At 33.6% G+C, this 24,980-nt stretch carries 21 protein-coding genes and 1 other RNA gene; 11 read left to right on the top strand and 11 right to left on the bottom strand.

The window, feature by feature from the left end:
- The first annotated feature begins 50 nt into the window (after positions 1 to 50).
- Positions 51 to 752, top strand: a complete 702-nt coding sequence (locus ACIQ2Z_RS02265) for a hypothetical protein (RefSeq protein ID WP_396182544.1) — start codon at positions 51 to 53, stop codon at positions 750 to 752.
- Here the strand turns inward: ACIQ2Z_RS02265 and ACIQ2Z_RS02260 are convergent.
- Genes ACIQ2Z_RS02260 through ACIQ2Z_RS02250 form a run of 3 tightly spaced genes read right to left on the bottom strand, consistent with a single transcriptional unit; the run spans position 749 to position 5,691 of the window.
- Positions 749 to 1,474, bottom strand: coding sequence for a hypothetical protein (locus ACIQ2Z_RS02260; RefSeq protein WP_396182542.1), 726 nt, complete (start codon positions 1,472 to 1,474; stop codon positions 749 to 751). The genes ACIQ2Z_RS02265 and ACIQ2Z_RS02260 overlap by 4 nt on opposite strands.
- A 44-nt stretch (positions 1,475 to 1,518) precedes the next feature.
- Positions 1,519 to 3,984, bottom strand: coding sequence for a carboxypeptidase-like regulatory domain-containing protein (locus ACIQ2Z_RS02255; protein ID WP_396182541.1), 2,466 nt, complete (start codon positions 3,982 to 3,984; stop codon positions 1,519 to 1,521).
- Between the two features lie 9 nt (positions 3,985 to 3,993).
- On the bottom strand, positions 3,994 to 5,691 hold the full coding sequence (locus ACIQ2Z_RS02250; protein ID WP_396182540.1) for a M23 family metallopeptidase: 1,698 nt from the start codon (positions 5,689 to 5,691) through the stop codon (positions 3,994 to 3,996).
- 186 nt (positions 5,692 to 5,877) lie between these two features.
- Here ACIQ2Z_RS02250 and ACIQ2Z_RS02245 point away from each other — a divergent pair, with 186 nt between their 5' ends.
- The 4 genes from ACIQ2Z_RS02245 to rny all read left to right on the top strand — a co-directional run bounded on the left by ACIQ2Z_RS02245 (position 5,878) and on the right by rny (position 8,246).
- Positions 5,878 to 6,168 carry a hypothetical protein gene (locus tag ACIQ2Z_RS02245; protein ID WP_396182539.1) on the top strand — a complete coding sequence of 97 codons (291 nt, stop codon included), beginning with the start codon at positions 5,878 to 5,880 and terminating at the stop codon, positions 6,166 to 6,168.
- A 6-nt stretch (positions 6,169 to 6,174) separates the two neighbouring features.
- The gene (locus ACIQ2Z_RS02240) at positions 6,175 to 6,468 is read left to right on the top strand and encodes a cell division protein ZapA (RefSeq protein WP_396182538.1); all 294 of its coding nucleotides are present in this window, start codon (positions 6,175 to 6,177) and stop codon (positions 6,466 to 6,468) included.
- A gap of 54 nt (positions 6,469 to 6,522) precedes the next feature.
- A non-coding RNA gene (gene ssrS / locus ACIQ2Z_RS02235) (6S RNA) lies at positions 6,523 to 6,631 on the top strand.
- 49 nt (positions 6,632 to 6,680) lie between these two features.
- Positions 6,681 to 8,246, top strand: coding sequence for a ribonuclease Y (gene rny / locus ACIQ2Z_RS02230; RefSeq protein ID WP_396182537.1), 1,566 nt, complete (start codon positions 6,681 to 6,683; stop codon positions 8,244 to 8,246).
- A 160-nt stretch (positions 8,247 to 8,406) separates the two neighbouring features.
- On the opposite strand, the gene xerD is transcribed toward rny, so the two are convergent.
- The 3 genes from xerD to ACIQ2Z_RS02215 all read right to left on the bottom strand — a co-directional run bounded on the left by xerD (position 8,407) and on the right by ACIQ2Z_RS02215 (position 10,686).
- Positions 8,407 to 9,303, bottom strand: a complete 897-nt coding sequence (gene xerD, locus ACIQ2Z_RS02225; RefSeq protein WP_396182536.1) for a site-specific tyrosine recombinase XerD — start codon at positions 9,301 to 9,303, stop codon at positions 8,407 to 8,409.
- A gap of 79 nt (positions 9,304 to 9,382) precedes the next feature.
- The gene (locus ACIQ2Z_RS02220) at positions 9,383 to 9,967 is read right to left on the bottom strand and encodes an outer membrane beta-barrel protein (RefSeq protein ID WP_396182535.1); all 585 of its coding nucleotides are present in this window, start codon (positions 9,965 to 9,967) and stop codon (positions 9,383 to 9,385) included.
- Positions 9,968 to 10,068: 101 nt separating this feature from the next.
- On the bottom strand, positions 10,069 to 10,686 hold the full coding sequence (locus ACIQ2Z_RS02215) for an outer membrane beta-barrel protein (protein WP_396182534.1): 618 nt from the start codon (positions 10,684 to 10,686) through the stop codon (positions 10,069 to 10,071).
- A gap of 385 nt (positions 10,687 to 11,071) precedes the next feature.
- On the opposite strand from ACIQ2Z_RS02215, the gene ACIQ2Z_RS02210 reads away from it, so the two are divergent.
- The gene (locus ACIQ2Z_RS02210; protein ID WP_396182533.1) at positions 11,072 to 11,614 is read left to right on the top strand and encodes a porin family protein; all 543 of its coding nucleotides are present in this window, start codon (positions 11,072 to 11,074) and stop codon (positions 11,612 to 11,614) included.
- A gap of 689 nt (positions 11,615 to 12,303) precedes the next feature.
- Here the strand turns inward: ACIQ2Z_RS02210 and ACIQ2Z_RS02205 are convergent.
- Both ACIQ2Z_RS02205 and ACIQ2Z_RS02200 read right to left on the bottom strand, forming a co-directional pair.
- Entirely contained in the window at positions 12,304 to 14,073 is a 1,770-nt protein-coding gene (locus tag ACIQ2Z_RS02205; RefSeq protein ID WP_396182532.1) for a M14 family metallopeptidase, read from the bottom strand.
- An 8-nt stretch (positions 14,074 to 14,081) separates the two neighbouring features.
- Complete coding sequence (locus tag ACIQ2Z_RS02200) at positions 14,082 to 15,722, bottom strand: M14 family metallopeptidase (protein WP_396182531.1); 1,641 nt, start codon at positions 15,720 to 15,722, stop codon at positions 14,082 to 14,084.
- A gap of 130 nt (positions 15,723 to 15,852) precedes the next feature.
- On the opposite strand from ACIQ2Z_RS02200, the gene aroQ reads away from it, so the two are divergent.
- Positions 15,853 to 16,269: a type II 3-dehydroquinate dehydratase gene (aroQ, locus tag ACIQ2Z_RS02195; RefSeq protein ID WP_396182530.1), complete on the top strand. Its 417-nt coding sequence runs from the start codon at positions 15,853 to 15,855 to the stop codon at positions 16,267 to 16,269.
- 53 nt (positions 16,270 to 16,322) lie between these two features.
- Entirely contained in the window at positions 16,323 to 18,803 is a 2,481-nt protein-coding gene (locus tag ACIQ2Z_RS02190) for a DUF5686 and carboxypeptidase regulatory-like domain-containing protein (RefSeq protein WP_396182529.1), read from the top strand.
- A gap of 207 nt (positions 18,804 to 19,010) precedes the next feature.
- Here ACIQ2Z_RS02190 and murA read toward each other — a convergent pair whose 3' ends face one another.
- Genes murA through ACIQ2Z_RS02175 form a run of 3 tightly spaced genes read right to left on the bottom strand, consistent with a single transcriptional unit; the run spans position 19,011 to position 21,336 of the window.
- Positions 19,011 to 20,321 carry a UDP-N-acetylglucosamine 1-carboxyvinyltransferase gene (gene murA, locus ACIQ2Z_RS02185; RefSeq protein WP_396182528.1) on the bottom strand — a complete coding sequence of 437 codons (1,311 nt, stop codon included), beginning with the start codon at positions 20,319 to 20,321 and terminating at the stop codon, positions 19,011 to 19,013.
- Between the two features lie 15 nt (positions 20,322 to 20,336).
- Positions 20,337 to 21,041, bottom strand: a complete 705-nt coding sequence (locus ACIQ2Z_RS02180; RefSeq protein ID WP_396182527.1) for a DUF4290 domain-containing protein — start codon at positions 21,039 to 21,041, stop codon at positions 20,337 to 20,339.
- A gap of 10 nt (positions 21,042 to 21,051) precedes the next feature.
- Complete coding sequence (locus ACIQ2Z_RS02175; protein ID WP_396182526.1) at positions 21,052 to 21,336, bottom strand: DUF493 domain-containing protein; 285 nt, start codon at positions 21,334 to 21,336, stop codon at positions 21,052 to 21,054.
- A 234-nt stretch (positions 21,337 to 21,570) separates the two neighbouring features.
- Between ACIQ2Z_RS02175 and ACIQ2Z_RS02170 the strand changes: the two genes are divergently transcribed.
- The 3 genes from ACIQ2Z_RS02170 to fmt are packed head-to-tail and all read left to right on the top strand — an operon-like array spanning position 21,571 to position 24,955.
- Positions 21,571 to 22,110 carry an AAA family ATPase gene (locus ACIQ2Z_RS02170; RefSeq protein ID WP_396182525.1) on the top strand — a complete coding sequence of 180 codons (540 nt, stop codon included), beginning with the start codon at positions 21,571 to 21,573 and terminating at the stop codon, positions 22,108 to 22,110.
- 3 nt (positions 22,111 to 22,113) lie between these two features.
- Positions 22,114 to 24,006: an ATP-dependent DNA helicase RecQ gene (locus ACIQ2Z_RS02165; RefSeq protein WP_396182524.1), complete on the top strand. Its 1,893-nt coding sequence runs from the start codon at positions 22,114 to 22,116 to the stop codon at positions 24,004 to 24,006.
- 1 nt (position 24,007) lies between these two features.
- A complete protein-coding gene (gene fmt, locus ACIQ2Z_RS02160; RefSeq protein WP_396182523.1) occupies positions 24,008 to 24,955 on the top strand; it encodes a methionyl-tRNA formyltransferase in 948 nt (315 codons plus the stop codon).
- Positions 24,956 to 24,980: the final 25 nt, after the last annotated feature.

Here is a 24,980-nt window from a genome sequence, read left to right as displayed (position 1 = left end):
TTAAAAATAATAGCTTATATCCTTTAACTTTTTAACTTATTAGGAATAAAATGTATATTCATAATTCCGACATAAAACTTCCCGAAGATCCGGACACTATTGTGTGGAAATACTTGGATTTGTCTAAATTTTTGGATTTGTTACTTTCAAAAAAGCTCTTTATGTCTAGGTCGGATAAATTTGAAGACCAATACGAAGGAACGTTTAGCGAGCCAACCTTCGAAGAAATTCGAAAAATTGCCGAAAATAATCCTGAGTTTTTAGATTATTATAAATCCCATCGCGAAAAAATTGTGATTAGTAGTTGGCACATCAATGAATATGAATCGTTTGCTATGTGGCAAATTTTCACCAAAAACAACGAAGGATTAGCTATACAATCTACCGTTAAAAGATTACAGGAAGCAATGAAACCGGAAACTAAAACAACTCAATATATTGGGGAAGTAAATTATATCGATTATAAAAAAGAATACATTCCTTTTGATGACACTTTTTTTCCCTTTTTATTTAAACGAAAAAGTTTTCAATACGAACGAGAGGTGCGCATTATTTCTGATGTGACTCAAAATAATATTTTGATAAATGAAGGATTAAAAATTGATGTCGATATTCACCAACTCATTGAAAAGATTTATATTCATCCGAAATCAGAAAACTGGTATAAAAATTTAGTGATTCAGTTAATGGAACAACTGGGTTTTAATTTTTCAATCGAAAAATCTGATTTAGAAAGTGATATTCTGATTTAATGAAACGGTTTATATTCGTTTAACTTCCATTCTTTATCCATTAAATCAACAAAATAATAAAATACAGTATCATCTTTATCAAAATCGCCGTTTTTGTTGGTATCTTCAGTTGTTCTAAAATAAAGTCTGTTTTTTGTTTCAATTAAATTCCAATCAATTAATTCTTGAAAATCAGGTGATAATTTAATAAAATGATTTCCTGAAATTTCACTGATGTAAAGCGATTTGATATCATTAGCATCTAGCTTTCCATCTTTGTTAGTATCCATATCAGAAATAGAATAAACTAAAATCTGTTTTTTTGTTTTTTCCGCAATTGTATTTAAAAAAGTAGCGGTTTGTATAATAACAATTTTATCGGTTAATGGTCTTGTTGCTGTTGAATCTAGATGTTGAAAACGGATATTATTCAAGTATCCTGTTATTTCGAATCGATTATAATTTGAAATAGAATAACTCACCCGACTTGTACTTGATGAACCATAACTGGATTTTGAACTGCCATCATACACTCTAACATCTCCAATTGGATGCAGCAAAAAACTGGTTCCTTCCATGTGAATGGGTAAATCAGCAATTTTGATTTGAGTGGTATCTTTTTTCACTTCCACTTGTGCAGGCGATTCTTTATAGGTTACTTTTGGCTTCTCCTTTTCACCTTCTTTACAACCAAAAGTTACTACTAAAATCAATAATAAAACAGCTTTAATAAAAGTCTTCATACGATTATGAGTTATTATCCAAAGATATAAAATTTAATCTTTAGTTAGAGTCGTGCAGTCAATTTCACATTAAAAACTCTGGTCGTCATATAATTTGGTATACCATATTGAGTTTTGGTATACACATCGCGTACCCATGTATTTGTTATGGCATTTTGATTATTAAACAAATTAAATATTTCCAATCCAACAGACAGGTCTTTAAAATGTTTTAACCAATGTCCTTCAGGCCTTAAATCATTTTTTTCTGTCAGTACATAGGAAAAACCAACATCCGCTCTACGATAATCTTTCAAACGCAATTGGTAATCATATGGATCAGCATAAGATGGAGAACCACCAGGAAGACCTGTATTATAAACCAAATTTAAGTACATTTTTAAACTTGGAATAGACGGAACATAATCCTGAAAAAGTACGCCAAATTTCAACCGTTGATCCGATGGTCTAGCAATATATCCTTTATCCTGAATGTTTTCCTCAGTTTTTAAATAACCTAAACTAAACCAAGATTCTGTTCCGGGAACAAATTCACCGTTAATTCTAAAATCTGCACCATAAACATAGGCTTCCGTTTCATTATCAGCTCGGTAACGAATTCGAACATTATCAACGGTATAAGCATTTACATCAGCGAGCGTTTTATAATATAATTCGCTGACCAATTTAAATGGTCTGTTCCACATTTTGAAACTGTAGTCATTACCCATAATAAAATGAATGGATTGTTGAGCTTTAACATCCGGTTGGATCACCCCGTCATAATCCCGCAGTTCACGATAAAATGGAGGTTGGTAATAAAATCCTCCGGAAACTCTAAAAACCATATCACTATTCCAATCGGGTTTAATAGCAAATTGTGCTCTCGGACTAAATACTGTTTGTGCTTGAGATTGAACGCCGTCACCAGAAACTTGCCAATGTTGCATCCGTACACCGGCATTATACCAAACTTCACTGGTACCTAAAGTAGCTTTTTTACTCCATTGCCCATATCCTGAAAAGCGATCGATAGTTACAAAATTAGTTGCCCTAACATCTTGATAGGGAACTAAGGGGCCTATATAAGGGTTGTAAGGCTGATCATTTACCGGAAAATCGCGAGGCGGATTAATAGAAAATCCTGCAGAATCGATTACTTCCCATTCCACTAATCTATCCCTGATGTCTTCACGGGTATATTTAACGCCCCATTCAATGGCGTGCGTTTCTATTTTGTGAAAACCTTTCACTTCAGCATTAATAATCAAGGCATCTAAATTGTTACGCCCATGATTAAGTTGTGTACCAATCCCACGATTAAAGGTTACATCTCCAAACGTTTCTGAACCAATATTACTGTCTACTTCGCCTAAATAATAAGCAGCCAATATATCAAAATACTCTTGCTCTTGTGTGTGATAAACTGAACCGATAAACTTTAAGGTTGTGTTGTCATTTACAGTAAAGGATGTTTTTATCGCCCCAAATAAAGTTTGGTATTTATCTTTTTCCTGACCTTCATAAAAAACCTGTAAAGCAATCGGTTCATCGATTGTTCCAAAATTAGTCTGTCGTGTCAAAGGCTCATAATTATAGGTATTCTGAGAAATATTTCCTAAAAATCCCCATTGCCATCTTGCATTAGGCGTATAAGTCAAATACGTTTGAATGTCTGCAAAAGTCGGATTGAAATTTGACTCTGTTTCCTGACTGTTAACCAATAAACTATTATCTCTGTAGCGAACTCCGGTGATATTAGCCCACTTTTGATTCTTGCTCACTCCTTCTAAAGTTAAACTTCCACCTAATAAACTGGCTTCTAAAGCCGCTGCAAAATGAGTTGGAATTCGATAAGTAATATCTAATACTGAAGATAATTTATCGCCATATTTAGCTTGAAAACCACCAGCAGAAAAATCAACATTCTGCACCATATCCGTATTTGTAAAACTCAATCCTTCCTGTTGACCGGAACGAATCAAAAACGGACGATAAACTTCAATTTCATTGACATAAACTAAGTTCTCATCATAATTTCCACCCCGAACAGAATATTGTGTACTTAATTCGTTATTTGAATTTACGCCGGGTAAAGTCTTTAAAATATTTTCAACGCCTGCATTTGCACCTGGAATTTGGCGAATAATAGCGGGTTCGATTGCCGTAATCCCTTCTACTCGTTTCTGTTTTCCGGAAGAAATGATAACCTCTCCCAAAAGTTCATCCGAATCACTCATTTGAAAATTATATTCATAATCTTCGTTAGTTTTTAATTCTATTCGTAAAGTAGCTCTTTTTAAGGAAATATGTGTAAAAACCAAAGTGATTCTTTGATTCGCAGGAATAGTTAAGATATAAAACCCATTTTCGTTGGTAACGGTGCCTTTATCCTGAAAATTAATACTGACTCCTTCAACCGGATTGTTGTTTTCATCTAATATAATTCCTTTAATTCTGGCGGTTTGGGCATTTGAGGCAAATCCGACACAAAAAAGCAGGAAAGCCAATAAAATTTGTTTTGTTTTCAAAAGATAGGTTTAAGGTTGCTGACTTCTAAAAAAATGTGATTCAAATATAGTAGAATTTCCAACATTATCGGTTACTACAATTTTTAATTCATTTCGTCCTTCTATAACGACATTATCTGAAAAATCGTGTGTAATTTTATTGGTCTTGTAATCATAATCAAATAATATCCATTTTCCGTTCAAGTAACCCGTATAAGTTTTAATCCCTGAAAGATCATCAGTTATTGCAAATTGAATATCATTTTGCTTACTTAACCATTTACCTTCCTGAAAGTTAACAGAAGTGATTTTAGGCGAAACAGAATCTTTTATTAATCGAAATTCCCCTAAATTACGCGTCCATGTTGTAAATTTTTTTTCTTTTATTTTCGTTGAATTATAATATGTTTTTTTACCGTTAATGGTGGCAATGAAAAACTTATCACGGTCAGCATCAGGAATCGAATCCTCTTCAAAAGTGACAGAAAAATTGGAATGAACGGGCGTTGAATCATCGTGTAAATACAAAACCTTGTCTTTTACGTCAAATTTTAAATGAAAATCATAGTAAAAAGTTTGCTCTGGTATAAATACTGAAATCTTATCTTTTTCAAAAATATATTCGTTTTCTGATTTAATAAAATAATTTGTTTTTTTAATCACTTTTGGAATTTTAACTTCCTGATTAGCAGATTCTATAGGAATAGTTATTGCTGTTTTATTGCCATGAAAATCAGCAATTTCTACTTTATAAATTGAAGAAATATTAGGCGGAATTGTAATAATCCCATCCGTTAAACTGGAAGAAATTAAACTGAGGGGATATTTTTTTGTATAATACAATTTCTGAACCCGTTGATTCATCTTTTTATACCGATAATAATCAATATACGCATTAATATAACGGGTTTCTTCATAGCTAAATGTATTAAAAGCAATGTCAAAAGCAGGTTTTCCATCTAAATATGTTTGCATTTTATAAATTCCGTTTTTACCGTAATTATTATCAGATCCGTCATAGGTATTAACCCCTATACCGATTTTCCCTTTAGCTAAAACTTTTGAGGATAAATAAGTTCCGTCTTTTTGTAATGATATGGGAATAGAAATTGGCTGTTGAGATTGATTCACAACAGCATCATCACTGATGGGATAAACCACAATTTCATTCACAACCGGAACTTTAGTGTCTTTTATTTTAGCATTTAATCCAAAAAACAACGGATTGATTATTTTTTCAGTTTGTGTATCTCGGTATTCAAAATGCAAATGCGGACCGCCGGAACCTCCGGAATTTCCGGACAAAGCAATAATCTCTCCCTGTTTTACAGGCAGAACGCCTTCGCCCAAAATAAGGTCAACTTCGAAACTTTGTTCTTTGTAATGTTGTTCTTTTAAATAGGCGTCAATCTTAGGTGAAGTCTTCAACAAATGTCCATAAACCGAAGTATACCCGTTTGGATGGATAATATAAAGTGCTTTCCCATAACCAAAAGTGGAAATTTTAATTCTGGATATATACCCATCTCCGGTAGCATAAACATTAAAACCGGTTTTTGATTGTGTTCTAAAATCTAAACCGGAATGAAAATGATTAGAACGCAACTCACCGAAAGTGCCGGAAAGTGAAAGCGGAATATCTAAAGGAGAAATAAAATCATTTTGCGGATAGTTCACCTGTGAAAAGGCATTGATTGAGGCAAAAAGTAATAATAAAGTGTATTTCATGGCTTCGGATTTTTGCTAATTTAAAAAAAGTATAGCAAATTTCAAACCAAAGCTAAAAAATACTATTTCAATGATTTACCAACAGTTAGTGAGAAATAAAAATTGAATATAAAATTTACTTTTTTTATTTGCGTTAATCGTTTAGGAATACTAACTTTGTAAATCGTGTAATGAATATATGCTCCAATGAGTGAAATGGTAGAAATTGTTGATTCTCTTGAAAATAGACTCTCCAAACTGATAAGCAAAATGCAAGGTTTAGAGACAACTATACAAGATTTAAAACAGGAATTAAACAAGGCAAACCAAAACATACAAATTCAAGCCAGTGAGATGGAAAGCTTAAAAAAACAGTATGAAAAACTCAAAATAGCCAATTCGTTATTAGGCAGTGACGAAAACAAAAGAGATACGAAGCTTAAAATAAATTCATTAATTCGTGAAATTGATTACTGTATTGCACAGTTATCTGATTAATACAGCATGAACGAAAAGCTTAAAATTAAATTATCAATTGCTGACCGCGTTTATCCGTTAACGGTGGACCCAAGTCAGGAAGAAGGATTGCGAAGTGCTTCAAAAAAAATTGATGTGATGATTAAGCAATTCGAACAAAATTATGCTGTGAGAGATAAACAAGATGTTTTGGCCATGTGTGCCTTGCAGTTTGCCTCGCAATTAGAGCAAAAACAAATCGAAAAAACGGAAGATAATCAGGAATCGTTAGAGAGACTGAAAAAAATAAATGATTTATTAGACAATTATCTGGAAAAATAAATACGTTCTTACTCACTAATTAAGATACTGCCTACATTAGTTTCTATTTGATAAACTCAACACTAACAATTTAGAATGAGCAAATCTTCATTACTAAAGCATGCCCTCCTTGTAGTGGGATCCTTGAACAATGAGTTAGCTCAAAACTTGTCTTATCGAGTTTATACAATCACCTAATGTAGGCTTTTTTTATATATAAACCTTAAAAACAAATGGACAGTACATTACTACTTATTATCGCAGGAATTATTGGAATTACAGCGGGTTTTTCTATCGCAAAAGTCATTGAAAAAAGCAACGTTTCCAACCTTATAAAAAACGCAAAAAAGGAAGCTGCTTCCATCTTAAAAGATGCAAAAGTTGAAGCTGAAAATATCAAAAAAGACAAACTCCTTCAAGCGAAAGAAAAATTTTTAGAGTTAAAATCAGAACATGAAAAAGAGATTTTATCCAAAGACAAAAAAATAGCGGAAGTTGAAAAAAGGACAAGAGATAAAGAATCTCAAGTTTCGAGTGAACTAGCTAAAGCAAAGAAATCAGCAGATGATTTTGAAATCAAAATTGTAGATTACAATAACCGAATTGAAATTTTAGACAAAAAACAAATTGAACTGGAAAAACTTCACAAAAGTCAGGTGCAACAATTAGAAGTTATTTCCGGTTTATCAGCTGAAGATGCCAAAGAACAATTAGTTGAAAACTTAAAAGCAGAGGCTAAAACAAAAGCAATGGCTCATATTCAAGACACTTTGGAAGAAGCCAAATTAACCGCACAACAAGAAGCTAAAAAAGTAATCATCAATACGATTCAACGCGTAGGGACTGAAGAAGCAGTTGAAAATTGTGTATCTGTTTTCAACATTGAATCAGATGACGTAAAAGGAAGAATCATTGGTCGTGAAGGTCGAAACATACGTGCTTTAGAGGCTGCAACCGGAGTAGAAATCATCGTAGACGATACCCCGGAAGCAATTATACTTTCTTGTTTTGATCCTGTTCGAAGAGAAATTGCCCGTTTAGCATTACATAAATTAGTTACCGATGGTCGTATTCACCCAGCCAGAATTGAGGAAGTAGTTGCTAAAACCACTAAACAAATTGACGATGAAATCATTGAAGTTGGTAAACGCACCGTAATCGATTTAGGAATTCACGGTTTACATCCGGAATTGATTAAAGTGGTTGGTCGAATGAAATACCGTTCTTCGTACGGACAAAACTTATTACAACACTCTAGAGAAGTAGCCAAATTGTGTGGAATCATGGCCGCTGAATTAGGATTAAATGTAAAATTGGCCAAACGTGCCGGATTATTGCATGATATCGGAAAAGTGCCAGATGCTGAAAGTGAACTGCCTCACGCCATCTTAGGGATGCAATGGGCTGAAAAATTCGGCGAAAAAGAAGAAGTATGTAACGCTATTGGAGCTCACCACGATGAAATTGAAATGAAATATTTAATTTCACCGATAATTCAAGTGTGTGATGCAATTTCAGGGGCAAGACCCGGAGCAAGAAGACAAGTATTGGATTCGTACATTCAACGTTTAAAAGATTTGGAAGCCATTGCTTTCGGATTTAATGGTGTGAAAAGTGCTTATGCTATTCAAGCAGGACGTGAGTTGCGTGTAATTGTTGAAAGCGAAAAAGTTTCCGACGATCAAGCGGCAAAACTATCCTTTGAAGTTTCTCAAAAAATTCAAACAGAAATGACTTATCCCGGACAGGTAAAAATTACTGTGATTCGTGAAACCAGAGCAGTGAATATTGCGAAATAATTTAGTGTTCAGCTGACAGTCCCTGTTTTCAGTTACCGTATTTAAAAAGCATAACTAATAAAAAAGCAATTTCTGCAATAGAATTGCTTTTTTTATTTTAACTAAAAATCTGTAAACTGTGACTTAAAACAGCAACTCTACTATACACTGCGACTGTATACTATTTCCTCGGGTGAAACTTGTTGACAATTTGCGTAAGATGTTTTCGATCCAAATGCACATATATTTCAGTAGTTGTAATCGATTCATGTCCTAACATCAACTGAATCGAACGCAAATCGGCACCATTTTCCAACAAATGTGTAGCAAAAGAATGGCGGAAGGTATGCGGACTAATCGATTTGTTCAAATTGATTTTTACAGCTAAATCTTTGATGATAGTAAAAACCATCGCCCGCGTTAATTGCTTTCCTCTTCTGTTTAAAAACAAAGTATCTTCGTGGCCTTTTTGAATGGGAATATGTGTTCGTATCAAGTTTTTATACGTTTCCATGTATTTTTGGGTAGTCTTACCAATAGGAACAAAACGTTGCTTGTTTCCTTTACCGGTAATTTTGATAAAACCTTCGTCAAAAAATAAATCAGAAATTTTTAAAGAAACAAGTTCAGAAACTCGAAGACCACAACCGTACAAAGTTTCAAGCATTGCTTTATTGCGTTCGCCTTCTTCCTTTGATAAATCAATGGCAGCAATCAATCGATCGATATCTTCAATTGATAAAGTATCCGGAAGTTTTCTTCCTAATCGTGGAGTTTCAATCAATTCCATTGGATTATCAGTCCGATAATCTTCAAAAATTAAATAGTTAAAAAAACTTTTTAAACCTGAAATAATTCTGGCTTGCGAACGTGGATTCACTTCTTTGGAAACTGCATAAATAAATTGCTGAATTTCTTCTTCACTAATATTTATTGGATTTTTAGAAATTCCGTGAGTTTCTAAAAACTGTGTCAGCCGCACTAAATCAAAAGTATAATTGGCTAAAGTATTTTGCGACATTCCCCTTTCTATTTTTAAATAGGATTGAAAACTTTTTATATACGTTTGCCAGTTCATGTTTCAAATGTAATCTGATTTAAGGAAATAAAAAAACCTTTCAGTGATTGAAAGGTTTTGAATTGTAAATTATTTAAAATTAATTTTTCTTCCATTTTCCTCCACCTATATAAAAACCTAGGTTTACAGCAAAATAAGAATTAGAAATATCTTCAGTGGTTAATGGTCCATTTAAATAAAGCGGTGTTTTAGGTACAAAGTTGTACTCTAAATTCATTCTGAATTTTCCCCATTCAAATCCACCTCTAATAACTCCTCCAAAGCCACTATCCGAATCCAAATTATCCACCTCTACATCCTCATCAGCACGAACGCTCAAAGCAGTTGCGTAACCAATACCACCACCAACAAAGGGTACAAAAGATTTACCCGATGGAAAATAGTAATCAAAAGTTCCAAAATAGGAACCTATTCCTGTGGCTGTTACTAATGTTGTATTACCAATCTCTTCCAAATCACGTACAATGGCAGCACCACCTATACGTAAACCAACGCTCATGTTTTCTTTAATATTGTATTTTGGTTCAATATCAAATGAAATACCTAATCCCCCACTAGCAGGAATAATTCCCATATCTAATCCAACACGAAAACCTCCCTCGCGTTGTGCTTGAGTAAACCCGAAAATTAACAAGGCTACAACTGATAAGATTATTTTTTTCATACTTTATATTATTTTTATTTACACAAATTTAGGAATAAAATTCTGTATTTAAAACAAAAACCACACAGATTGCGTGGTTTTTGATATTAAACAAAAACGGACTACCATCTATATAATAATCCAAACTGTGGTTGAGCAAAAATGTTATTAAACAAATTTACATTTACATTTAAATCACTTGAGTTATCACCATTTTCAGGATTAGTACTATTGTAACTCAAAATATTAGCTAGTTTAAATGTAGCTGCCCAATTACCTGTAAAAAAGTAATTGATTCCCAAATCAATGTTAGCATTCAAATCGCCATTGGTTTGATCTTTACCAAAAGGATTAAAATCCCCATTTGCGTCATAAAAACCGTTAGATTTAACACTTGAATATCCTAACCCAACTTCTCCATAAGCTTGAAAATTCTTTTTTTCGCCAAGAGACAAAAAGTAATAACGACCAAATGCAGTTACACCGAACTTATTTTCCTCGAGTGCATTATTGTCTGATCCTGAAAAATTCAATCGTCCACCAATAGCCCACTTTTCAGTTAACAAATAGCCTATACTTGGATTAAATGACCAGCTGTCTACTACATCTCCTGATCTAAAGCTGAAGCTTCCTTCTACAAACATATCTCCCTCAGAGAATCCATATGTTGTAGCTTCATCTTGAGCGTTAGCAATTCCAAAGGAAGCAACTGCTAAAATCGATAAAATAATTTTCTTCATATTTTACTTGTTTTAAAATTTATAAAGCAAAATTAAAATATTAAAAATACTTGTATATGAAGGCATTTTGTAGTTGTTAACAAAGTTGTTAACATCCTGTAAGTATAATGTTAATAACATTGTCGATTAAAAGCGTTTGATTTAACTTATTAAAATCTATTCTCGAGAAATTAAATTATCCTGTTCTTTACACATCTTTAATGAATAGCTTCGTTTTTATATTAATAGTATCAAAGCTATATTTTTCATAATGTCAGTAAAATTTGATGCTTTTAGACTTATCAACATTTTAGTCAACAAACAAGGTGATTCATTAACAATAAAAAAAAATATTGCTCCATAAAAAAAATTTTATACATTTGATAAATTTTAAAAATTTATAAAAATGAAAAAAATCAGTTTAGTTATTGCATTTTTTGCAATTGGAATTTTTAGTAGCAACGCACAAGTATTGAAGTTTGGTGTAAAAGCGGGGGTTAACTTCTCTAGTCTCGAAGGAGATAACATTGAAGCATTAGACACCTATACCAGTTTTCATTTTGGAGGTTTGTTAGAAGTTAAGTTATTGGAAAACTTTTCTATACAACCCGAGTTATTGTACTCGTCTCAGGGGGCAAAAGTTGATGTTGCTGGTCTTGAAGATATTAATTATAACTACATCACAGTACCCGTTTTGGCAAAATTTTACTTGATTTCAGAGAAATTAAGCATAGAAGCTGGGCCACAATTTGCGTTTTTAATTAACGAAGATGTTCCGGATCAATTTGAGACAGAAAGTTTTGACTTTGCCGCAGTTGGTGGTTTAGGATTAAATCTTACTGACCATATCCTTGTTCAAGCAAGATATGTTCTTGGTTTAACCGAGGCTGATAAAGAAGCCGAAGTAACCAACAGAGTCATTCAACTTTCAGTGGGATACCGCTTTTAATTGGTGATGTAAAATAAAAAGGCTATCTAAACTATTTTAGATAGCCTTTTTATTTAAACTTACTCTATTATTTACAACATTTTCCTCCTCCAACGAAAAAACCGAAAGTAAGAGCAAAATAAGAATTATAAATGTCGGTTGTGGCAATTCCGCTTACTAAATACAATGGTGTTTTTGGAACTAATTTTTACTCTAATCCCAATCTGAACTTACCCCATTCAAAAGCGCCACGAAGAACAACAGCAAGTCCACCTTTAAACTGCACTTCCCTGACATCTTCATTTTCTTCATTTTCATTAATCAAACTTAATGCACTTGCAAATCCCTATTCCCCCTCCAAAAAATGGAACAAAATTTTTCCATTAACAAAATAATAATTACAAGTCACCAAAAACGAATAAACATACCTTTCAGTGGTTTTTAAGGTGATAAAAATGAAAAAATCCGCATCTCTAATAATACCTGTTCCAGCAACGCGTAAACCAATTTTTAAATTTTTTTGGATTACGTATTTAGACTCTAACATTAAAGTGAGCCCTAATCCATCTTTAACAAAAGCATAACAGGCATCCGTTCCATTCTAAATTGACCTTCCTGCTTTTAAAAAGAATTAAATGAAAGCAATCCAAATACAATAATCGGCATCAATTTTTTCATTTATAATCGGATTTTTCTACTGTTTACAAATACTATTTAGCAAGTTTTTCAGAAACTTTTTCTGATACTAATCCGCCTTTAGCACTTGAAACTTCAACCGTTGCATTGGATGGATTTCCTTTTACAATCCAGCGAACTTTTACACTGCCCATACCGCTGATGTTGGGCACTTCAATTTGTTCAGGTCGGTATTTTTGTTCTGTAAATAAATTTAGATCTTCGTTTTCAACAGTCATTCCTACAACCACAGTACTTCCTTTTAAAGTAATATAATTGGGTTGCTCGATTTTGTTTTTCACATCATGTGTTGAATGCGTTGGAATAATACGCGTATTCATAATTGTTGCAGTAACGGCTACTAAATCGCCTGATAACTTTTCGGTTTTGATGTCTACTATTTCCAATTTTGGGGTTTGATACGCGTGGTATAAAGTAAATGCCATATTCCGATGGGCATCTTCTTGCAACATAAATCCCGGATGGTTTCGAATGTAATTCTTTTTTGAACCTCCTACTTCAATCTCGCCAAATTGCGGATGAACAAACGTTTTCCATTCAACATAACCATCTCCAAATAGCAGATATTTATCAAATTCATTGAATTCATCGTTATCCCATCTACTCCATGAACTTTTTTGATTGAATAATTTATAAGAAGTCATTAATTCGTTACTAAAGGTAAATATTCCACGAGTCAAACATAGAAAATCAATTTCTCCTCCATAAACAGTATATAAATCTTTGTGTAAAATAAAATAGTTATAACCCGGAATCAACTTCTCACCTAATTTTCCAATGTTGTCATATACTTCAATATCTTGTCTGCTAAACAGTGGGTCATCTTCGGCAGCACCGGGACCTCGTAAAAACATCCCCCCGTAATTGTGGTAACTTTGAGCTCCGGCAATGTTAGGATGATTCACTACAAAATCTTTGACCGCTCTTGTTTCAGGTAATGTTCCCGGATAAAATAACGCTCCGTTTTGAACATAATTGGGTTGCCAATTCCAAGCCCAGTCACGGTTAGGGTCATAGGTTCCGGTGTTATCTTCATTTACTAATCCGTCTTTGTCGTTGTCAATTCCTTCATAACCTAACATTTCATAGTCTCCTTTTTCATCGCCGCGAACTTGATACATGCGACTGGGATATTTAGGATCGACTTTCCAACGACCGGTTTTCGATTTTCTACGCATCATGACGATATTTCCATCTCCGTCTAAATCGTCTAATTTATCTTCATTAACCAAATCATCACCATCATTGTCAAAAGCACGCATACCGGAACGTGAGGTGTTGGCATTATTTGGCGTGTGAATAAAATTTTCTCTGGAATCAGGACTGATAGTCACTGCTATATAAAACACTTTTTCTTTCAACAAAGTGTTGATAAACTTAACTGTTTGAAAACTTTCTGCCAAATACCAAGCGGTGTACATCGAAACCTCAACACCTTGAAGTTCGTTGGCATGAATACCGCCGTCGATGTAAAAACCGGGTTTGTGTTCAATTTTCCCTGTTTTAAAATCAGAAATCGTTAATACCCAAATATCTCTATTTTCATAGGACTTCCCGATGGATTCCATTTTAACTAAGTTAGGATAGGACTTTACTAAATCTTTACAGAATTGGGTAATTTGAGCATAATCGTGGTAACGGTCCCACGACATGGGAACCTTCGGATTGGCAGGCGAACCTATCGCTCGCATCCCATTTAAATCTTGTGAAGCACTATCGTTTTTCTGAGCTGAAACACTCCAAAAAGAAAAACTTAATAAACTATAGAGTATGTATTTTTTCATCTTTTTACTTATTTCAATTCAACGATTAGTTCTTTTACTCCGGTTGTAGCACACCCTGTTTGAATAGTCACTTTTCCCGAACCGGAAATTAGCCATGAATATTCTTCAGATTCTCCGGCTTGCATGGCGTTTCTTAAAAAGTATTTTCTTCCGGATACAATGGACTGATTTTTAGTTAGAACCACTTCCGTTTTCATACGCGATACAAAACGAATTTTATCGCCAATTTCCGTGTACGTTGGCAATAAGCCTTTGTTGACCACCTTTACTGTCACACGATATAAATCGTTTTGAACTTTTTCCACAACCGGTGTAGTAGTTTCAATTTTAGGCATGGCTGCTAAAAATTCTTCCAAAAAAAGTTTATGTTTCGTAGTGCTTTCCTCTAAATATTTAGCTGGTGGATTGTTTAAAGCATAAGGCACAAAACCGCCCACTTCAGCTTTTTGATTAGGAAAGTCGGGATGTTTCACAGGAGTCCAATTTACAAACACATTGGTCAGATTTTCTTTGGTTGCCCAATTTAAATAGGCTAATTCCTGATTTGGTTCAACAGAGTCCTTTTTGGGTTTTTCGAACTTTACTTGGGAGGAATCTTTTTTTACCTCCTCTTTCGGAATCCACCAACCCGGCGTTGAAAAACTGAGTCTTCCGGCATGATAATAAGCTGTCTGAGCAAAATTTCCTTTGGTCATTGGTGACTTTGGAGCATCCTTTATTTTGGCTTTTTCAGTGTATAAAGAGGAAACCAACTCGCCAGTTTTTACATCTTTTTCTAACCAACTTTTAATGATTCTGCTACTCGCCATTTTCGAATCATACTTAGGAGCTTCCGAAAGGTTGTTATGCATTCCAAAAGTAAAAACAGCATAAATATTCTGATTCAGATATAAAAAATCTAAAAGTGCACGGGTTTCAGGTTCTGAAGCGACATAAACACCAGAGCCTTTTTCAAAAACAGGGTGATCAAACGTGAAATTTTTATCGATATTCACGCCTTCGGAGAAATCTTCATTGAAATTTCCATCCTTATCGTTGTCAAATCCTTCGGATAAAACAAGATACTTTCCTATTTGATTTTTAGTTGGATCTGCTTTAACCAACAATCGAGGATCATCCGGACTTTCAATATACGTTCCGGAAACATCCTCAATACGAATTTGCGTAATTAATCCGTCATTATTCATGTCTTCAAACGGATCTTCCCCAATTTGGCCATCGCGGTCGTCATCAGTTTTTGTGGCATTGCCGCTTTTTTCCATTTTTAATTTTCCAAAAAAAGCATCCATTGCATCCGGATTTACGGAAGGAACAAAATAAAGTGTTTTCTCAGAAAGTAATTTTGATAGATTTTCACTTTTAAGCAGTTGGTCAATTAACTGAACGGCCATTTGTGTTCCCACCTGATGTTTGCCATCAATTCCGGCAGTAATTAGTAACGCTGGTTTTGGTTTTGTAGATTCCGAAAGTGTCACCAGCCACAAATCCTTGCCGCCACTACTTTTTCCAATGGATTTAACCTTACAGAATTTACTTTTTGATTCAAATTCCTTCAGTTTTTTAGAAAGACTTTCATAATTGAGGTAATCACTTTGGCCATAGGTTAGTGCAAATGAAAACAACAATAAAAACAGTATTCTTTTGTTCATACAATGATTGTTAATTAGAATTTTAAAAATAGTAGATTAAGTTGTAGTAAAATGTTAATTTTAAACTAATCTTTTTAATCTTTAGTTTTTAGCTATCAATTTTTGATATTTTTACCTAAATTGTTATAGTATGAAAATTATCATCATCAATGGTCCCAATTTGAATTTACTCGGAAAAAGAGAGCCTGAAGTATATGGTTCAGAAACATTTGATTCTTTTTTTAATCAATTAAAAAATGATTTTCCACAAATGGAGCTATCCTATTTTCAAAGTAATATTGAAGGAGAATTGATTGATAAAATTCAGGAGGTCGGATTTTCATACGACGGAATCATTTTAAATGCCGCGGCTTACACGCACACTTCAATAGGTATTGGCGATGCGGTAAAAGCTATTGCCACACCCGTTATTGAAGTGCATATATCGAACACCTTTGCAAGAGAAGCATTCCGACACCAATCATTTATTTCTCCAAATGCTAAGGGGATTATCATTGGTTTTGGCTTGCAGAGTTACGTTTTAGCTCTCCAATCGTTTTTAAGATAAAATCCATACAACCTTTTCATTGATAAAATTGTCTCTTTATAAAACCTCCTTTTATGAAAAACATCTTTACATTACTTTTTTTATTTGTTACTTCTGTTACTTTTTCGCAGATAAAAGGAACGATAACCGATGAAGCCAACAAACCACTACCTTTTGTAAACATTTATGTCGAGAACACCTATGTTGGAACTACCTCAAATGAAAAAGGACAATATGAACTCAACGTTCAAAACAAAGAACAAGTGACAATTATTTTCCAATATTTAGGGTATAAAACTCAAAAACACACTTTAGCTATTGAAAAATTGCCTTATACTTTTAATGTTACTTTAAAAGAGGAAAATTATAAATTAAATGAAGTCGTCCTGAGTTCAAAAGACAATCCGGCAAATGCAATCATCCGAACTGCAATTGCTAACAGAAAAAAGAACTCCGATAAAACAGCCCGATTTACGGCAGATTTCTATTCTCGAGGCATATTTAGATTGAAAAATGCTCCCAAGAAAATCTTAGGTCAGGAAATTGGCGATTTTGATGGAGCTTTAGATTCAACCGGAAGTGGAATTTTATATTTATCGGAAACAGTTTCTAAAATTACTTTTGAAAAGCCGGATCAATTAAAAGAACGAATCATCGCGTCTAAAATTAGCGGTCAAAACAATGGTTTCAGTTACAACACGGCTCAAGCAACATCTTATGATTTTTATGATAATACCATTGAACTAGGCACTAATTTGATTTCGCCAATCGCCGACAATGCTTTTAGTTATTATAAATACACTTTGGAAGGAACTTTTTATGATGATAATAATAATTTAATTAATAAAATTAAAGTGACTCCCAAAAGAGATGTAGACCCTGTTTTTGAAGGTTTTATATATATTGTAGAAGATAGTTGGGCAATTTATGGTGTTGATGTGGATATCAAAGGGTATCGAATGAAAGAAGAGTTTTTAGATGTCATGAATTTAAAACAAAACTTCAGTTACAATAAAACCAATCAACTTTGGGCAAAAAATTCCCAAAGCCTAGAATTTGAAGCGGGTGCTTTTGGCATTAAATTCAATGGGAAATTTACATACGTTTACAGTAATTACGACTTCAAAGACCAATTTGAAAAGAAAACGTTCACCAAAGAAATCTTGAGTTTTGAAGACAATGCTAATAAAAAGGATTCCACTTATTGGAATATGATGAGGCCTGTTCCGCTGACAGATGAAGAAAATAATGACTACTTACGAAAAGACAGTATTCAAACCTTGCGGAAATCAAAACCCTATTTAGATTCCATTGATGCAAAAAATAACAAATTTAAAATTTTAAAAATCTTAACTGGTTACAGCTATAGAAATTCATTTGAAAACTGGAATTTTAATTATGAAGGTATCATTAAGTTAATTCACTTTAATACCGTTCAGGGTTGGCATGTTTCTACAGGAATCTCATATATTAAACGAAATGAAGAAACCAGAAAATATTTAACCTATGGAGCTGATTTTAATTATGGTTTTTCGGAAGAAAAATTCAGAACTACCGGCTTTTTCAACACTCGGTTAAGCACGAAAACCAATAGTAACCTGTCAATTACCGGTGGTAGCAAAGCCGAACAATTTAATACCAGTGAACCGATTAGTCTCTTAATAAACACTGTTGCAACACTCTTTTTTGAAGAAAATTTCATGAAGTTATATGAAAAGAATTTTGCAAAAGCAAGTTATCAGCAGGAAGTGACCAATGGACTATTCATGTATGTTTCACTTGAATACAGTGAACGAAAACCCTTATTCAACACTACCAATCAAGTTTTTTTTCCAAATGACAATAAAATTTATACTTCCAATAATCCTTTAGATCCGAACGATTATTCGAGTGGCGGAATTGTAAAACACAATTTAATGAAAGCCAACATCAATGCTCGAATTAATTTTGGTCAAAAATATATGAGTAGACCCGATGGAAAATTTAATATGAGCAGCGATAAATATCCGTCTTTGTTTGTAGGTTACGAAAAAGGATTTGCGGGAAATGAAGCCATTTATAACTATGATTTTGTTGCCGGACGCGTGTTTTATGAAAAAACGTTAGGAAACAAAGGTAGCTTTGCCATCAATTTGAAAGGCGGACAATTTTTTAATGCAGACGATATATCATTTGTTGACTACAAACATTTTAACGGAAACCAAACCTATGTAGGCACCTCAGACCGTTATTTGAACGTATTTAATTTGATGCCGTATTATGGTTTTAGCACTAATGACAGCTACATGGAAACACATGTTGAACACAATTTTGAAGGATTTATCATGAACAAAATTCCATTGTTAAACAAGCTGAAATCAACCATGATATTAGGCTATCATCATTTAGCCACACCGGATGTAAAACCATATCAGGAATTTACAGTTGGTTTAGATAATTTAGGTTTTGGAAAATTCAGAATGTTACGTGTGGATTATGTAAGATCATACCAAGGAAGTGCTTACATGGGTGATGGTGTGATTTTTGGATTGAAATTTTTGAATATAATTAATTAACTATTTTTCCTATAGTGCTTTTTCTAATTCTTTTCTCGCAGAGTTGCAAAGCCGCGAATACAGCAGTCAAAATTTTGCGACTTTGCGAGAGAAAAATAAATCACATAGCTAAATTAAATTTTTCAAAAAATAACTGCGTGCAATAGTTGAAGTTACAAACACAAAACCCGACCAACAGTCGGGTTTTATTATAAAAAATTCTTTGAATTACATTCGAACAATATTCGCACCAATCGCTCGTAATCGTTCGTCAATTCGTTCGTAACCTCGATCAATTTGCTCTATATTTTGAATAGTACTGGTTCCTTTTGCCGAAAGTGCTGCAATCAATAACGAAATACCGGCACGAATATCAGGAGACGACATGACAGTTGCTTTTAATTGTGATTGGAAATTGTGTCCGATAACCACGGCTCGATGTGGGTCACATAAAATAATTTTGGCTCCCATATCAATTAATTTATCAACGAAGAACAAACGGCTTTCAAACATCTTTTGATGAATCAAAACATCACCATTCGCTTGCGTGGCAACGACTAAAATAATACTTAATAAATCAGGAGTAAATCCCGGCCAAGGGGCATCGGATACATTTAGAATTGAACCGTCAATATCTTTTTTTATTTCGTAACCGTCTTTATGTTCCGGTATAAAAATATCGTCACCTCGTCTTTCTATGGTGATTCCTAATTTTCTGAAAACACTTGGAATCATACCTAAATTTTCCCAACTTACATCCTTAATTGTAATTTCACTTCGAGTCATAGCAGCTAAACCAATCCAGCTACCAATTTCAATCATATCCGGTAAAATCCGATGGGTACAACCACCTAATTTTTCAACCCCTTCAATAGTTAATAAGTTAGAGCCAACACCAGTGATTTTTGCACCCATGGAGTTTAACATGCGACACAACTGTTGCAAATAAGGTTCACAAGCCGCATTATAAATGGTCGTTGTTCCTTCTGCTAAAACGGCTGCCATTACAATATTGGCAGTACCTGTAACAGAGGCTTCATCCAAAAGCATGTAAGCTCCTTTCAATCTACCTTTATTTTCAACACCATAAAAATGGTCTTCGCGGTTGTATCTGAATTTGGCTCCTAAATTGATAAATCCTTCAAAGTGGGTATCTAATCTTCTACGACCAATTTTATCGCCTCCCGGTTTTGGAATATATCCTTTTCCGAATCGAGCTAAAAGAGGTCCAACAATCATAATGGAACCACGTAACGAACCACCTTCTTTTTTAAAAGCTTCGGTTTCAAGATAGCTAACATTGACGTCGTCTGCTTGAAAAGTGATAGAGCCCGGGCCATTTTTTTTCATTTTCACACCTAAATTACCCAACAGCGTGATCAGCTTGTTCACATCAATAATATCAGGAATATTGTTTATGGTAACTTTCTCCGAAGTAAGCAATACTGTACATAAAATTTGTAAAGCCTCATTTTTGGCTCCTTGAGGATGAATCTCCCCTTTAAGACGGTGTCCGCCTTCTATCTTAAATGTTCCCATATCCGTATTCCGTGATTACTTTTGATTATTGTTTTTAAATGGTTTTGGTTTGATATTTTTATTTTTCTTAATCAATAAATTTTTCTGAATAGGTGGCATATTTTTATTTGACACCTTTTTATTGGTTCGCATTAAATCAGAAGTGTTCAACAATTCTTCCGTGCTTTGATGTAAATCTATTCTACCTCCGGAAAGTTCATACAAATGATTGAAAATAGCCTTATCATCAACCGTGTCTTTATTCCAACTTAAATAGGATTTTTTCATATGATTTGCAATCACTTTTACTAAGGCACTTTTTAATTCACCATCTTCCCAACTATTAGCAACATCAATCATATACTTGATATTGTTACCATAAAAACGATATTTTGGATTTTTTTGAGGATACTCTAATCGTTCCGGTTTTAAATTTATAACATCTCTTGTGGGTATGGGATACGGACTATCGACCACCAGTTTAAAATCAGACATAATAAAAAGTTGATCCCAAAGTTTATGCTGAAAATCAAGTACATCTCGCAAATGCGGATTCAAACTTCCCATTACTTTAATAATATAGCGAGCGGCCTTATTACGTTCTTCGGTATCTTCAATTAGAGTTGCTTGGTTGATTAATTTTTGCAAATGACGTCCGTATTCCGGAATCATTAAATGTGGTCTTTCGGCATTGTATTCTAATTCATGCACTATTTCATGTGCTTTTTCGTTGTGCGTCATTTGATTTTTTTTAAAGCGAAATTATTCCTTCAACAGAAGAAACATCTATATATTTTTCTACAACATGTTCAGGACTTAACATGCTAACATTTATAGAGATACTGGTAAATTTACCTGTTTTAGATTGTTGCGTATTAATAACCGCACCCATGTTATCAAAAGCATTTTCTATAGCTAAAATTTTAATAGTATCGGTAGGAACAATGAATTTGTAAAGGTAAATTGATGGCCAATCCGAAGTAGTTCGCAATTCTTCTTTTAAACGTTCATAAAATTCTTCCGTCTTCTTATCCATATTCTAATTTATTATAGGCAAATATACAGTTTTGATTTTAGATTAGAGAAATTTGAAATTGAATTTTGAGTTTTATGAACTAATAAAAGAGAGACTATTATTTGAAAATTTAGACCACAAAATTTACTTTTAAAAGTTCAAATCTATGATAAACGACTTAATCAAACTTAAAAGTGAACGAAAGTTTTTATTTAAACTAACTATTTATCTAAATTTACCCCTTTATTTAGTGTTGTGAGCAAAGAAATAATTGTGATAACCGGTGGTCCCGGAACAGGAAAAACAACAATCATCGATGGTTTAATCGAGAAAGGATATATGTGTTTTCCTGAAATATCAAGAGAAATTATTACGGAAGCCAGAAAACAAGGCATTGAACAATTATTTTTGGAAAAGCCATTACTGTTTAGTGAATTACTACTGGAAGGAAGAAAAAAACAGTTTCAAAAAGCTGAAAAACATACGAATTCTATACTGTTTTTAGACCGGGGCATACCTGACATTCTGGCCTACATGCATTATATTGGCGACAGTTATCCTGCTTTTTTTGATGAAAATTGTCGGCAAAATAAATACACAAAAGTATTCCTTTTGCCACCTTGGCAAGAAATTTATCAATCCGACGAAGAACGGTATGAAAACTTTGAACAAGCAAAACTCATCTATAATCACCTAAAAGAAACCTACGAAAATTATGGCTACGAACTCATAGAAGTTCCTCAAGGTCGTTTAGAGAACAGAATTCTTTTTATCTTAGAGGCAATTTCAAAATAAAGTATGCAAAAAGCAGAAAGTATTTTAAAAAAATATTGGGGTTACGATGAGTTTCGTTCCCCCCAAAAAGAAATCATAACATCCATATTATCCTCTAAAGATACACTAGGCTTAATGCCTACCGGTGGAGGAAAATCAATCTGTTTTCAAATTCCGGCTTTAATGACGGATGGCATTTGTCTGGTTATTTCTCCGCTTATTGCTTTAATGAAAGACCAGGTAGACAATTTGATGAAACGCGACATCAAAGCATTGGCATTAACCGGCGGAATTTCATCAGACGAAGTCATTACCCTTTTAGACAATTGCTTATATGGGAATTATAAGTTTTTGTACCTCTCTCCCGAACGCTTACAACAAGATTGGGTTTTAGAAAAAATCAAAAACCTTCCCCTAAATTTAATAGCCATTGACGAAGCTCATTGTGTTTCGCAATGGGGTCACGATTTTCGCCCCTCCTATTTAAAAATTAGTGTTTTAAAAACTTTTTTTCCGTCTATTCCTTTTTTGGCTTTAACAGCTTCTGCAACAGAAAGAGTTAAAACAGATATTATTGAACAGTTAAAATTTGAAAATCCTGCCATTTTTCAAAAATCTTTTGCTCGGGAAAATATTGCCTATTTAGTGGTTGAAACGGAAGATAAACTATTTAAAATAGAACAAATCCTAAAAAAAAATCCAGAATCTTCCATTATATATGTTCGCAATCGAAAATCATGTTATGAAATTTCGAATCAATTACAACAACTGGGAATCAAAGCTGCTTTTTATCACGGGGGCTTACCAAGAAGAGATAAAACGAAAAATATGGATTGGTGGATGCAGGAGAAAGTGCAAGTGATGGTGGCCACTAATGCATTCGGAATGGGAATTGATAAAGCGAATGTTAAAACAGTCATTCATTATCAACTCCCTGAAAATATTGAAAATTATTATCAGGAAGCCGGAAGAGCCGGTCGTAATGGCGAGAAATCTTTTGCTGTTTTACTTGTTGCCCCCTCTGATTTGGCTATTGCTGAAGCTCAATTTATTGCTAATTTACCGGACAATGATTTTTTGAAACTTTCCTTTATCAAATTATGCAATTATTTTCAAATTGCTTACGGCGAAGGCATTGATGAGCAATTTGCCTTCAATTTAAATCATTTTTGTTCACTTTATCAATTTCCAGTGCTCAAAACTTTCGCCGCTTTACAATTTTTAGACCGTCAGGGAATTATAACCTTCACCCAAGAATTTTCAGAAAAAATTACTTTACAATTTATTATTGAAAGCAAAGAAGTAATTCGTTATATGAGTTTAAATCCCCAGGAGGAAGAAATTATTCTTTTGTTTTTACGAACATATCCGGGCATCTATGAAATCCCGACTGCCGTAAACCTATCTTTAGTGGCAAAAAAAAGTAATAAAGAAGAAAGCAAAATTGAAGAAATTTTAGAAAAACTAAAAGAAAAAGGAATTGTAGACTTTATTGCCAAAAATAACGATGCCACAATTACTTTTAATGAAGTCAGAGAAGACGAAAGAACCATCAATAGAGTAGTAAAATACTTGGAAGCTCAAAATAACTTGAAGAAAGAACAACTCAAACAGGTAGTTAATTATGTCACAAATACAGAAACCTGCAAGAGTCGTTTAATTTTAGCATATTTTGGAGAAAAAAAAACGACTGAGTGTGGAATTTGTTCCTATTGTATTGCTAAAAAAAACAAATCTTCAGACACTAAACCACTCGTAATTTTAATAATTGAATTACTTTCTGAAAAAGCACAAACGTCAAGAGAACTTTTAAAAACATTACATTGTAATGAAGAGCTGCTTATCTTTGCTTTACAAGAACTTTTAGACGATAAAAAAATAAAAATATTAGCCAATAATAAATATAGTATAGTATAAAATGGAAAAATTACGCATTGTTTTCTTGGGAACACCTGATTTTGCTGTTGGCATTTTGGATACCATTTTAAAGAATAATTATAATGTAATCGGTGTAATTACTGCGGCAGATAAACCGGCAGGAAGGGGTCAAAAAATGAACTATTCTGCGGTTAAAGTATATGCCATGGAAAAAGGCTTAAACCTATTACAGCCCACCAACCTTAAAGACGAAACCTTTTTAGCAGAATTAAAGAGTCTCAAGGCCAATTGCCAGGTTGTGGTTGCTTTTAGAATGCTACCGGAAGTAGTTTGGCGAATGCCAGAATTTGGTACTTTTAATTTACACGCTTCTTTATTACCAAACTATCGCGGTGCAGCACCTATAAATTGGGCTATTATTAATGGAGAAACAAAAACCGGAGTGACCACTTTTTTTATTGATGATAAAATTGATACCGGGGCAATTATATTGGCCAAAGAAACACCTATTGATGAAAATGAAAATGCCGGTCAACTTCATGACCGATTAATGGTATTAGGCAGTATAACTGTAATTGAAACATTAGCACTTATAGAAAAAAGAGTCGTTTCAACAACTATCCAAAAAGATAATCCAAAAATCAAAACAGCGTATAAACTTAACCGGGAAAATTGCAAAATTGATTGGACTAAACCGGGAAAGGAAATTTACAACCTAATTAGAGGGCTAAGCCCATACCCTTGCGCTTGGTGCATCATAAAACAAGATAATCAGGAATGGAATGTCAAAATTCACGAAACAAAACTACACACTGAATCTCACCACTTCCCTATCGGCTCTATGCATATTACCAAAAAAGAAATGAAATTAGCAGTGATAGATGGATTTATTGAAATTTGTAGTATTCAATTTCCGGGAAAGAAAAAAATGACCGCTTCAGAATTACTCAATGGTATGCAATTTTCAGCTACCTGCATCGCCCTGTAAGGGTTGAAAACACTCAAATTAAGTA

Source organism: Flavobacterium sp. (assembly GCF_044361015.1).
Classification (GTDB): domain Bacteria; phylum Bacteroidota; class Bacteroidia; order Flavobacteriales; family Flavobacteriaceae; genus Flavobacterium.
The sequence above is the reverse complement of the archived record's forward strand: the minus strand, read 5'-3'. Positions and strand labels throughout refer to the sequence as shown.

What these genes read in the sequence shown, in the direction of transcription:
- ACIQ2Z_RS02265 (WP_396182544.1), top strand. Translation starts at nt 51, where the DNA reads ATGTATATTCATAATTCCGACATAAAACTTCCCGAAGATCCGGACACT.
- ACIQ2Z_RS02260 (WP_396182542.1), bottom strand. Translation starts at nt 1,474, where the DNA reads ATGAAGACTTTTATTAAAGCTGTTTTATTATTGATTTTAGTAGTAACT.
- ACIQ2Z_RS02250 (WP_396182540.1), bottom strand. Translation starts at nt 5,691, where the DNA reads ATGAAATACACTTTATTATTACTTTTTGCCTCAATCAATGCCTTTTCA.
- ACIQ2Z_RS02245 (WP_396182539.1), top strand. Translation starts at nt 5,878, where the DNA reads ATGAGTGAAATGGTAGAAATTGTTGATTCTCTTGAAAATAGACTCTCC.
- ACIQ2Z_RS02240 (WP_396182538.1), top strand. Translation starts at nt 6,175, where the DNA reads ATGAACGAAAAGCTTAAAATTAAATTATCAATTGCTGACCGCGTTTAT.
- rny (WP_396182537.1), top strand. Translation starts at nt 6,681, where the DNA reads ATGGACAGTACATTACTACTTATTATCGCAGGAATTATTGGAATTACA.
- xerD (WP_396182536.1), bottom strand. Translation starts at nt 9,303, where the DNA reads ATGAACTGGCAAACGTATATAAAAAGTTTTCAATCCTATTTAAAAATA.
- ACIQ2Z_RS02220 (WP_396182535.1), bottom strand. Translation starts at nt 9,967, where the DNA reads ATGAAAAAAATAATCTTATCAGTTGTAGCCTTGTTAATTTTCGGGTTT.
- ACIQ2Z_RS02215 (WP_396182534.1), bottom strand. Translation starts at nt 10,686, where the DNA reads ATGAAGAAAATTATTTTATCGATTTTAGCAGTTGCTTCCTTTGGAATT.
- ACIQ2Z_RS02210 (WP_396182533.1), top strand. Translation starts at nt 11,072, where the DNA reads ATGAAAAAAATCAGTTTAGTTATTGCATTTTTTGCAATTGGAATTTTT.
- ACIQ2Z_RS02205 (WP_396182532.1), bottom strand. Translation starts at nt 14,073, where the DNA reads ATGAAAAAATACATACTCTATAGTTTATTAAGTTTTTCTTTTTGGAGT.
- ACIQ2Z_RS02200 (WP_396182531.1), bottom strand. Translation starts at nt 15,722, where the DNA reads ATGAACAAAAGAATACTGTTTTTATTGTTGTTTTCATTTGCACTAACC.
- aroQ (WP_396182530.1), top strand. Translation starts at nt 15,853, where the DNA reads ATGAAAATTATCATCATCAATGGTCCCAATTTGAATTTACTCGGAAAA.
- ACIQ2Z_RS02190 (WP_396182529.1), top strand. Translation starts at nt 16,323, where the DNA reads ATGAAAAACATCTTTACATTACTTTTTTTATTTGTTACTTCTGTTACT.
- murA (WP_396182528.1), bottom strand. Translation starts at nt 20,321, where the DNA reads ATGGGAACATTTAAGATAGAAGGCGGACACCGTCTTAAAGGGGAGATT.
- ACIQ2Z_RS02180 (WP_396182527.1), bottom strand. Translation starts at nt 21,041, where the DNA reads ATGACGCACAACGAAAAAGCACATGAAATAGTGCATGAATTAGAATAC.
- ACIQ2Z_RS02175 (WP_396182526.1), bottom strand. Translation starts at nt 21,336, where the DNA reads ATGGATAAGAAGACGGAAGAATTTTATGAACGTTTAAAAGAAGAATTG.
- ACIQ2Z_RS02165 (WP_396182524.1), top strand. Translation starts at nt 22,114, where the DNA reads ATGCAAAAAGCAGAAAGTATTTTAAAAAAATATTGGGGTTACGATGAG.
- fmt (WP_396182523.1), top strand. Translation starts at nt 24,008, where the DNA reads ATGGAAAAATTACGCATTGTTTTCTTGGGAACACCTGATTTTGCTGTT.